The 10,174-nt window shown below is 67.2% G+C and carries 12 protein-coding genes; 11 read left to right on the top strand and 1 reads right to left on the bottom strand.

The genetic code is table 11. From position 1 onward, the window contains the following. The first annotated feature begins 375 nt into the window (after positions 1–375). The 3 genes from AC07DA_RS31130 (at position 376) to AC07DA_RS31120 (ending at position 3,866) form a co-directional block, all read left to right on the top strand. Positions 376–960: a hypothetical protein gene (locus AC07DA_RS31130; RefSeq protein ID WP_479131582.1), complete on the top strand. Its 585-nt coding sequence runs from the start codon at positions 376–378 to the stop codon at positions 958–960. Positions 961–1,323: 363 nt separating this feature from the next. Beyond that, the gene (locus tag AC07DA_RS31125; protein WP_479131581.1) at positions 1,324–2,616 is read left to right on the top strand and encodes a hypothetical protein; all 1,293 of its coding nucleotides are present in this window, start codon (positions 1,324–1,326) and stop codon (positions 2,614–2,616) included. Between the two features lie 455 nt (positions 2,617–3,071). After that, on the top strand, positions 3,072–3,866 hold the full coding sequence (locus tag AC07DA_RS31120) for a GntR family transcriptional regulator (RefSeq protein WP_479131580.1): 795 nt from the start codon (positions 3,072–3,074) through the stop codon (positions 3,864–3,866). Here AC07DA_RS31120 and AC07DA_RS31115 read toward each other — a convergent pair. Next, the gene (locus AC07DA_RS31115) at positions 3,850–4,890 is read right to left on the bottom strand and encodes an NsdA family TPR-like regulatory protein (RefSeq protein WP_386782049.1); all 1,041 of its coding nucleotides are present in this window, start codon (positions 4,888–4,890) and stop codon (positions 3,850–3,852) included. The genes AC07DA_RS31120 and AC07DA_RS31115 overlap by 17 nt on opposite strands. 429 nt (positions 4,891–5,319) lie before the next feature. On the opposite strand from AC07DA_RS31115, the gene AC07DA_RS31110 reads away from it, so the two are divergent. The 8 genes from AC07DA_RS31110 to repSA all read left to right on the top strand — a co-directional run bounded on the left by AC07DA_RS31110 (position 5,320) and on the right by repSA (position 10,172). Next, complete coding sequence (locus tag AC07DA_RS31110; RefSeq protein WP_391097599.1) at positions 5,320–5,673, top strand: SCO3933 family regulatory protein; 354 nt, start codon at positions 5,320–5,322, stop codon at positions 5,671–5,673. Between the two features lie 2 nt (positions 5,674–5,675). Next, positions 5,676–7,031 carry an FtsK/SpoIIIE domain-containing protein gene (locus AC07DA_RS31105; RefSeq protein WP_479131579.1) on the top strand — a complete coding sequence of 452 codons (1,356 nt, stop codon included), beginning with the start codon at positions 5,676–5,678 and terminating at the stop codon, positions 7,029–7,031. 82 nt (positions 7,032–7,113) lie between these two features. Beyond that, on the top strand, positions 7,114–7,794 hold the full coding sequence (locus AC07DA_RS31100; protein ID WP_479131578.1) for a DUF2637 domain-containing protein: 681 nt from the start codon (positions 7,114–7,116) through the stop codon (positions 7,792–7,794). A gap of 21 nt (positions 7,795–7,815) precedes the next feature. Beyond that, on the top strand, positions 7,816–8,007 hold the full coding sequence (locus tag AC07DA_RS31095) for a mobile element transfer protein (protein WP_031108984.1): 192 nt from the start codon (positions 7,816–7,818) through the stop codon (positions 8,005–8,007). A gap of 12 nt (positions 8,008–8,019) precedes the next feature. Beyond that, a complete protein-coding gene (locus AC07DA_RS31090) occupies positions 8,020–8,175 on the top strand; it encodes a hypothetical protein (RefSeq protein ID WP_020270385.1) in 156 nt (51 codons plus the stop codon). A gap of 32 nt (positions 8,176–8,207) precedes the next feature. After that, positions 8,208–8,531, top strand: a complete 324-nt coding sequence (locus AC07DA_RS31085; RefSeq protein ID WP_479131577.1) for a SpdD-like protein — start codon at positions 8,208–8,210, stop codon at positions 8,529–8,531. An 89-nt stretch (positions 8,532–8,620) separates the two neighbouring features. Beyond that, on the top strand, positions 8,621–8,809 hold the full coding sequence (locus AC07DA_RS31080) for a hypothetical protein (protein WP_479131576.1): 189 nt from the start codon (positions 8,621–8,623) through the stop codon (positions 8,807–8,809). Beyond that, the gene (repSA, locus tag AC07DA_RS31075; RefSeq protein WP_479131575.1) at positions 8,802–10,172 is read left to right on the top strand and encodes a replication initiator protein RepSA; all 1,371 of its coding nucleotides are present in this window, start codon (positions 8,802–8,804) and stop codon (positions 10,170–10,172) included. The genes AC07DA_RS31080 and repSA overlap by 8 nt, the downstream gene beginning before the upstream one ends. Positions 10,173–10,174 lie beyond the last annotated feature (2 nt).

Raw genomic sequence — 10,174 nt, 5'->3', positions numbered from 1 at the left:
CTGGAACAGTTCCCACAGCTCGTCCGGCACCATGCGCTCGACCATCACCACACGGTGCAGACTACCCAGGCACGCCAAATGAGACGACGTCTTAGAAGATGCGGGCACGCCATGGTGGGGCGGTCAGATGGCACCTCGATGCCTCTGTTCCGGGTTGCCGAGTGCCGCTGCCGTCCGCCGTCGTTGCCGTCAGGATTGCCGTCACTGCGAGCGACAGAGCCGGGCCATCAACCGCGTAGCACGTGCGGTGAACCCTGCGTGTGCGCTCCCCTTGTGCGCTGTTGCCACCTTGTGTGACTCGGCTGGACGCAGCACGGTTTAGGTGGACGCTGCTCGGTGCTGTGATGCAGGACCATCAGGGGAGGGCGGTACGTCGTGGGTTCAGCCAGCCAATGGGCACGCGACACCTTCGGGGACATAGCCGGTGAACTGGCGGACATCATCCCGGCTTGCCTCCTCCGGGCTCATGAGCGGGCCCGCAACGGGCACAAAGGTGTCCACACTCAGACGCTTGAAGCCTACGGACACGGCCTCTACGCCGTGCAGTACGAGGAACTAGCCGCCGGCATCGCCGAGCTTGGGGAAGCGGTGCGTCTACAAGGACGCACGATGATGCTCGTTCGGGGCCACCTGATCTACCCCCTCCGCTACGCGAAGAAGGACGTGCCAGTTACGGCCGCACGTCTCCGCCGGGCCACAGGCTTCCGAGCAGATCTGATCCGCCGCCACGGCCCGCCTCCCAGGCAACAGGCATTCGACCTGGACTGGGGAGAACTCGACGATGCCGAGGTACATCCAGACCTGGAGCTGCTTCCCGAAGACGTACAGCTCGTCCTCGTCGCCTATGCCTGCTCGATGGAGAAGGGCGTCATGCGGATCGAGTGGGGTTCGGCGGAGTTACGCCGAGAGGACCGGTACCTGATCTGGCACCGTCACGAGCCGCTGCCAACCAGAGATTGACTCGGAGAGGGGAGGCGGACACGAGCGTCAACGGCTCACGACGCTAGTTCTCCGGGCTTCGGCATAACCCTCCCAGTGTCGCAGATCAACTCGGGGAGCCCAGGCCAGAGCGGGGTGGGGGTGGTCACCCGCGGTCGGCACTTGTCAGCGTTGGTCGGCCTTGGACGGCCCAGGCCTGGTTGAAGATTCCGAGATCACGGCCCGCATCGGCAGGCCTCGGGCCTCGGTGCCGGTTCAGCTCCAATGGGTGCAGTGAGCCCTGACCGATGCTGGCCTGTGCACCGAGGTGCACCCGTGGCTCGGGCATCTGCACCCGAAGAAACCCATGCGCTTGCAACTGGCCTACCCCCATACTGCTGATCCATGACAGATACGGAGGCACATGTGGACCTGAGCGCCGAGGTGTACGCCTGCTGCGAGATTCCCTGGGCCGCAACTACCGTCGAAGGGAATTACTACTCCGTTCAGGTGAATACGCATTATGGTAACGAGCCCGTTGCCGCCATTGTCGCCTTGACTACGCTGTCGCCTGGAACCGGATTCGGTGAAGGAATAAATCCTCGGGCCTACGAAGGCACAGTGAAAGCATTCGGAGATGAGCACCCGGAATGGATCAAAGAGACTGCATTCTGCGCGCCGAATGCACTGCCGCCCAGGACGAGCGTTTCCCTCAAATTCATACTTCCGGATTGGAGTCAACTCTACCTTCCCGACGAGAAGGGTGGCCCGGTAGCCAACCCGCCAGTATTTGAGGATTTTTACGACTGTATCCTATTCGCGATCAACCAGGCTCTTTTCAGCGCAGCTGAGGACGGGCCAGTTCTCGCCGGACCTATCTCGCACGGAGATCTCATAGGTGACGGCCTGGTGCGTATAAATCCTGCGATCTCGAATGAACCCTTTTATGTGAGACTCCCAGCCACCAGTCCGCTCGGATCCTACTCCTCGGGCCGTGAAGGCTACCCCGCCATTTCTGCAGAAACGGGCCTAGAGTTGGCGCACTCTCAACTCAGCTCCGCCGCGCCAGTGCGTAGACTCTTCTCCTGGATGCGGCGATCTGTGCTCCGCGCCCACCGGAAGGAATGGGCAGAGGCGATTGTGGCACAACAGGCCGCCCTAGAAGACTGGATGCATCATTTGGTCTGCGGGATAGCTGCGGACCACGGCTATACGAGCATGGAATTTACGTCGGCCGGTTTTGAGGACAAAAACGCGGCAGAGACCTTCGGTATTCTCTCATCGCACTTGGGCGGCGATCCCACAGCCGCTTCAAGCGCCCAGAAGACAGTGTGGCGAAACCGCAACGCAGTTGTCCATCGCGGCGAGCGGGCAACCGAAGCGCTCTTTCGAGAGGCTCACAATGCTGCTCTATTCTTGCAGAATTGGAGTGAGGAAAGGTTGCTCATCCCTGAGGTCGCCAGACGTCATCCGATCACATCCTGGATCCTCCATCACGAAAATGCCCCGCTAGCTCCTACAGTCAGAGAAGCCATTGCGGAAATGATCCAACAAGCTGACCTGATCTCATTGCCAATGGTTAACGATCAGCGGCCGCTGAACGCTTTCCCTCCCCGAAACATCCGGCGCCCAAGTGAATGCTGGGGCAAGGGAGCGAAGGTACCGCGCCCCTTTGAGCGAAAGGAGCGGACCCCGTAGAAGGCCGACACGTACCAACGCGGTCGGTGGAGCGGCTTTGGGCTGGAGCTGCTTTGGGGCGAGTGATCATGGCCCCGTAAGCTTCCGGCGAGTCGGGCAGTCTGTGGACCTGCCCGTTAAAGCACGACGTTGGGGCCATGATCTTAGAGGCTCGCCCCAAAGTGGCTGCCTAAAGCCGCGGAGCCGACCGCCCCAGCCACAGAGGGTGTCTCCCACCTTCATGCCCGCAGCCGCCGAGCGCGCCGCCTGGCGCGGCCAACCGGGGCGCAGACAGGAGGCAGGCCGCGCCGCAGAGGCGGCGCGCGCCCGCGCCGTGCGCGGGCACTTGATGAAGTAGGGAAAGTTGTACCGCGCTCTTGTTGATCACCGTGTCAGTCGGTGACTACTCACGTGAGTAGTCACACGGCTAGGCTTGTGTTGGCTACCCGACACGACGACAGGAGCGTGCTCACCGGATGGGACCGAAGTCGGAGCGGGTCTACCGCACGATTCGTGAGTGGATCGCTGAGGGCAGGTACTCGCCAGGTTCCAAGCTCCCGTCCGAGCGGACCTTGTCCGAGGACCTGGAGATCGGCCGCACGGCCCTGCGTCAGGTGTTGGCCAAGCTCGTTACTGAGGGCGTCGTCGAGGTGCACGGTCGTAGCTCGTACCGAGTGCCACACCGATCCGTCACGACTGAGGCGCCGGCGGACGTCGAGCCATGGCAAATCCACGGTGAGCGGACGTTGTACGACAACCGATGGGTGAAGCTGAGCCTCGTTGATGTGGAGCCGCCCGGCGTGGAACGCTTCGAGCACCATGTCGTCAGGCTCCACCATGTGGCCATCGCCGCCGTCATCGACAACCAAGACCGGGTGCTCATGATGTGGCGGTACCGCTTCGTCCCTGATGCCTTCGGCTGGGAACTGCCGGGCGGCATCGTCGACGAGGGGGAAGATTCCCTTCAGACCGCCTTGCGTGAGGTCGAGGAAGAGACCGGGTGGCGGCCGAACGGACTGGAGCACGTGGTCACTTACCAGCCCATGGTCGGCATGGTCGACTCGCCTCACGACATCTTCGTCGGTGAGGGAGCGAAGCTCATTGGGGAGCCGACCGACTTGGAAGAGGCGGGGCATATCGCCTGGGTGCCGCTGTCTGACATTCCCGGCCTGATGGCTCGTGGTGAGCTGATGGGGTCCGGCACGTTGGTCGCCCTCCTCCATGTGCTGGCTACACGCGGGCGCGGCGCGTCGCCTACAACCGCTGCGTGAGCTGCTCGATCCGGCGCCTGTGACGTACTGACTTGGTTCGGCTTGCCACGAGTCGGGCTTGCCGCAGGTGCTTGCGCGCCTGGTCGTACTCCCCGCGGGCCAGGTGGGCTTGGGTCAAGTCGCAGTGGAGTCCTGCCGACGCCCTGACGAACGTCGGATCGGTCGTCTCCAGCGCGGCGTACAGGTTGTCCACGGCTTCACCATCTCCGATGAGGGCGAGTGCGTTCCCACGCCACCTGGTGAGATGGCCTTCGTTCAGGAAGATGCTCAGCATGTCCGGATCACGGGCTTCTTCCCCTGAGGGCAGGTGACGCATAGCAAGGTCAAGAGCCCGTCGGCAGTCTTCCTGGAGCCCAGCTCGGGCGCAGATCTCCGCTTCGGCGGCGTGCAGCCACGCCTTGAGGCGCGGAGACATGCTCTGCCCTCCGAGACGCTGTGCTTCTCGAACAAGGTGCACCGCCATTTCGGGGCGCCCGGCGTCGCAGAGCACGTATGCCTGTTCGGCGGTGGCATGGGCGAGGTACATGGGCTCCTCGGCCTCTTGGGCGGCGCGCTTCCCCAGCTCGTAGTGACGCCACGCTCGTTCGACGGCTCCGACGTCAAGTGCCTGCCAGGCCGCGAGTGTTGCCGCACCCGTCAGTGCCAGAGCGACCGGGCGCCGGGTCTCCGGGAGCACGGCGAAGGTAAGGGCGTCCTCCAGCCGCGTCAGGTGGGCGGTCATCTGGTCGACCAGGCTTGCGGCGCCCATCTGGCGGTCGATGGTCCGGAGCAGTTCAGTCTGGTCCATGAACGTCTTCACCATGGTCAGGCTGACGTTCCGCGCCTCGTCGATCCGGTCTATCAGCTCGTCGTAGCCGTCTGCCATTGCGGGTGCCGGCGGCTGCGCTCCGCCTCCGAGCTCGGCGTCGGTGATGCCGAGGAGGGCACGAAGGATCTTGGCGTAGTAGTCCGAGATCGTTCGTCGGCCGTTCTCCCATTCCGAGACGTACACTCGCAAACTCGCGGTTGAGGCGACGGTGAGCATGTGCTGACGTGCATGGCGCTCGATCTCCCGCACCAGATGCTCCTGTGACCAGGCCCGTGCCGTTCTTGCTGCCCTGAGTCCGCTCATGTCGTACTGCCGTTCCTCCTGGGGTTGTTGAGCCGTAACAGCAGGATGCCTCACATCGACGCAGGTCGGGAGGGGTTAACCAGCCTCGTGTTAACCCCTGTTGCCTACCGGGGCGTTGTCTGGCGCGCTTTCCTGGAACCGTCACAGTCAGGCGAGTTGAGGTGCCGGGCCCGCGACAGCGCTTGACATCTGGTGCGCACCAGATGCAACCTTCTGGTGCGCACCAGATGGTGGCGCGTAGCACTCCGTGGCTTTGCTGCGGCATTCCATCCGCGATCACAGGAGCGGCGACCCACCGCCAAGCAAGTACGCCGCTCCCGCCCCTCTCAAGGGAGTTCCATCATGCGTCAGATTCCCGTAGACACGTCCGCCGCGACTGTGATGGTCGCCAAGGCCCCGCAGCCCAAGGTCCGTGACCGCCGTACCGGCGAGATCGCCACCGACGCCGACGGCGTCAAGCTGATGACCGTGGACGTGATGTTCGCGGCCAACGACGAGGTCGAGATCCTGTCCGTCACCGTTCCGGAGCCCGGTATCTCCAGCGACTTGGCCATGGGCACCCCGGTCGCCCTGACGGGGCTGATCGCTCGGCCGTGGGAGAACGAGTTCAACGGCCAGAAGCGGCACGGCATCGCCTTCCGTGCGGTCGCGGTCACCTCGCTGGCTGCCACCGGTTCGGCATCCGAGGCGGCCTGATCATGACCTGGTTCATGGTCGCTGTGGTTGTGGTCGGCGCCGCTGCGGGGCTCCTGCGGTGGCGGCGCCCCGCCTGGTACTGGCTGACCTTCGGGGTCATCGTCGCCATGGTGCGGGTTCTGGTGCGCTACGCCTCGGTCATGGACGCCTGCGGCCTGACGGTCCCGCCTTCACGCTGGCGGCTGGCCTTGGCCCGGGTGGCCAACCGGCCGGTGCCGGAGTCCCGGGTGCCGCGCATCCTGCGGTTACGGCCGACCCGGACCGGTCTGGTCCTGCGACTCAAGCTCCGACCGGGACAGGACGCCTTCGACGTGTCGGCGGCCACGGACCGGCTGCGCCACTCCTTCGGGATGTACGGCGTCACCTCCCGCGAGGTCCGCTCCGGTGTCGTTGAGGTGCGGATGACCGGCTACGACGTGCTCAAGCAGGTTCAGATGCCCGCGAAGACCGAGACGCGTCCGATGCGGGTTCCGGTCGCGCTGCGGGAGGACGGCTCGGTGCACTACCGCGACTACCGTGCCGTCCCGCACGGCCTGACCCTCGGGGCAACGGAGTCCGGCAAGTCCGTCTACCAGCGCAACCTGGTCGCGGGGCTCGCCCCGATGGACGTCGCCCTGGTCGGCATCGACTGCAAGCAAGGCGTCGAGCTGTTCCCGCTGGCCCGGCGCTTCTCCGCCCTCGCCGACAACCCCGACACCGCCCTAGAACTACTGGAAGCCCTGGTGTCCCACATGGAGGAGGTCTATCAACTGATCCGGGCTGAGCAGCGCATCAGTGTCGCGGTGCCGGATGCGGAGATCGCCGCCGACATCTGGGACCTGCCCGACGACATCCGCCCCGTCCCGGTCGTGGTCCTGGTCGACGAGGTCGCCGAACTCGCCCTGTTCGCCAGCAAGGACGAGGAGAAGCGCCGCGACCGGATCATCACCGCCCTCGTGCGTCTCGCCCAGCTCGGCCGCGCCGCCGGCATCTACCTCGAAATCTGCGGACAGCGTTTCGGCTCCGAACTCGGCAAAGGCATCACCATGCTCCGCGCCCAGCTCACCGGCCGCACCGCCCACCGCGTCAACGACGAAACCAGCGCCAACATGGCCTTCGGCGACATCTCCCCGGACGCCGTCCTGGCCGCCATCCAGATCCCCGCCGAGACACGCGGCATCGCGATCGCCGGTGACTCGACCGGTGGCTGGCACCGCATCCGCGCCCCGCACACCTCGCTGCGCCAGGCCGTGAACCTTTGCAACAAGTACGCCGACCGCACTCCCGACGTGCCCGCGCTTGCGGCCTACCGGCCCGCGGTCGCCGCGCTGCCCTCGGCCCGGGTGCCGCTGTCCAAGACAACCCCCGCCACCGCCTGACCTTCCCCGCTCCACCGGTCGGCGCGACCGCTTCGCGCCAGGTCCCTACCCCCGCCATGCCACAACACCGGAAGGAGCCGTGATGGCCCGCCCCGCTCTCCGCATAGATGCCGTCCTGGTCCAGGCCGTCATCGCCGGGGCGCTGTCCTTCGCCCACCTCCACGACCTTGCGGCCGCCGCCGGGCAGGACGGCTGGAAAGCCTGGGCCTACCCGATCAGCGTGGACCTGCTCCTGGTCGCCTCCTGGCGCCGACTCCGCATCGACGGGCCGTCCCGGCTGGCCTGGTGCTGGTTCATCGTCGCTCTGTTCGCCTCCCTCGGCGCCAACGTCGCCACCGCCGGACTCCTCGACCTGACCGACGTTCCGGCCTGGCTACGCATCCTCGTCGCCGCCTGGCCCGCCCTGGCCTTCATGGGCGGCACCCTCCTCGCGCACTCCGCCACAGAACGAGTGCCGGAACCGCCGGCACCCGCAGCCCCGGTCACCGAATCGAACCCTGGGCCGGTTACCGAGAACGAACCCGAGCCTGTGCCTGAGCCGGTCCCGGCGGTCGACGACACCCCGACCCTTCCCGCCGCCGAGCCTGCCTTTGCCGAGCCCGCCCCGGCTGTGCCGGTCCCGGCCGCGCTGGTCGACCACGCCCGCAAGGTCGCCGACGACCACCGCACCCGTACCGGTTCGCCGATCGACACCGACACCCTGCGTGCCCGCCTCGGCGTCCCGCCCCAGCTCGCCAACGCCATCGCCGCCCAACTCGCCTGACCCGAAGGGAGACCCACCATCATGCCCGCTCGTGACCACTTCCACTCCGTGATGCGGATCGGCCCCGTGCAGATCGGCACCCACCGCGACCGCCACGGCCAGACCAAGTACGCCGCCGTGTGCACCGCCGACCGCTGCGGCTGGTCCTCCGACTACTCCAGCCAGTCCGCCGCCCAGCTCGCCGCCCGCACCCACCGCTGCCGCGTCCGCTAGGAGGCCCTCCGCATGGAAGTACCGCTCTGGCTCGCCCTGCTCGTCGTCGGCTACCTCGGCGTCAAGCTCATCCGCCCGCCCGCCTGGCTCATCGCCGTCCTGCTGCTCGGCGGCTTCCTCCTCGCCGACAGCGTCCTTGCTCCCGCCATCGACACCTTCGTCAAGTAACCGCCCGCCCCCCCCGGAAGGGAGAACCGCCGATGTTCCGCCCGAAGATCCCCACCATGCCCACGCCGAACGGTCAGGTCAGCCCGCCTGCCGTGGTCGAGCCGACCACCATCGTCCCGCCCGCTCAGACCCCGCAGCCCGGCCCGGTGGCCCCGGCCCCCGCGCCGTCCCGGCCGACGGTGCAGCTCACCCCCGGCACTGCCCTCGCCCTCGTCGGCGGCGGTACCGCCGTGGTCCTGGTCGTCGGCGCCGTCCTGGTCTCCATGCTCCTGGCGGTCGCCATCACCGGTGCCTCGGTCGCCGTCTCCGCCGTCGTCCTGCGCTCCCTGCTCGCCTCGGAGACGAAGCGCCGCTGACCGGCCCCCGGGCGGCTCCGATACCGCCAAGCATCCGCCGCCCGGGCGCCGTCCCTGTCCGATCCACTGAACCGGAAGGAACCCCCAGCATGACGCACCCCACCACCACGCCGACGCCCCGCATCTGCCCCAACTGCGACGGCTTCGCCACCGCCGCCATCACCACCGGCAGCCGCGACCGGCACGGCCACCTGCGGACCATCACCCCCAGCTGCCCGGCCTGCAACGGCCTCGGCACCGTCCCCGCCCGCCGCATCCCGGAGGTTGCGCGTGCCTGACCTGCTCGACCCGACCACCCTCGGCGACCTGCTGAGGGTGGCTTCGGCCCCTGACTACCACCGCTGGCACGAGCAGATCCGCCGCACCGGCGGCTGCGCCGACCCCATCCACCTCACCGGCTGGACCCTCCACAAGGACAAGACCACCGGCGAGACCCTGCACCACTACACCACCGCCAACGAGCCGGGCGGACGCCTCCGCATCGCCTGCGGCAACCGCCGCGCCTCCCGCTGCCCCTCCTGCGCCTGGACCTACGCGGGCGACACCTACCACCTCATCCGCGCGGGCCTCGCTGGCGACGATCGCCGCGACGTCCCCTCAACCGTCCGAGACCACCCCCGGGTTTTCGCCACCCTCACCGCGCCCTCGTTCGGGCCCGTGCACAACCGGCCCGACCACGGCGTCTGCCGCTGCGGTGTCCGTCACCGCGCCGATGACCCAAACCTGGGTACGGCACTGGACCCGGAGACGTACGACTACACGGGCGCCGTGCTGTTCAACAACCACGCCGGTCAGCTCTGGCAGCGCTTCACCAACCGGCTCCGCCGCGAGATCGCCGCCCGCGCCGGCATCACTCAGCGGGAGCTGAAGGAGTGCGCCCGCCTGTCCTACGGCAAGGTCGCCGAGTTCCAGAAGCGCGGCGCCGTGCACTTCCACGCGGTGATCCGCATCGATGGCCCCGACGGACCCGAGACCGCCCCGCCCTCCTGGGCCACGATTGATGTCCTCGCCGACTCCATCCGTGCAGCTGCCGCGCACTCCTACACCTCGGCTTCCGTCCCGGCCTCCGAGGACCAGCCCGCCCGTACCTTCCGCTGGGGCACCCAGCTCGACGTACGCCCCGTCAAGGCCTTCGGCGACTGCTCCCAGCTCACCGAACAGGCCGTGGCCTCCTACGTGGCCAAGTACGCCACCAAAGCCGCTGAGAACACCGGCACCCTGGACCGCCGCATCGGCGAACTCTCCGAGCTCGACCGCCACCACGTCCCGGACCACACCCGCCGCCTCATCAAGGCCTGCAAGGAACTCGACCCGCTCTACCCCGACCGGCGCCTGTGGGCCTGGGCTCACATGCTCGGCTTCCGCGGCCACTTCTCCTCCAAGTCGCGCCGCTATTCCACCACCCTCGGCGCCCTCCGCCAGGCCCGCGCCGACTACCGCGCCGCCCAGGAACACGCCGCCCTCGGTCTGGAGGAACGGGAGCCGGAAACCGTCCTGGTCCTGGCCGACTGGCAGTACGCCGGACACGGCCATACCCCAGGCGAATCCGCACTCGCCGCCACCATCGCCCGCGACCTCCAGCTCAACCGCGAAACCGCCCGCGAAGCCCTACGCGACCAACTCACCGAAGGGGAGTACTGACC

The organism is Streptomyces sp. NPDC044921, assembly GCF_056432865.1.
This window is presented reverse-complemented; position numbering and strand designations above follow the sequence as displayed.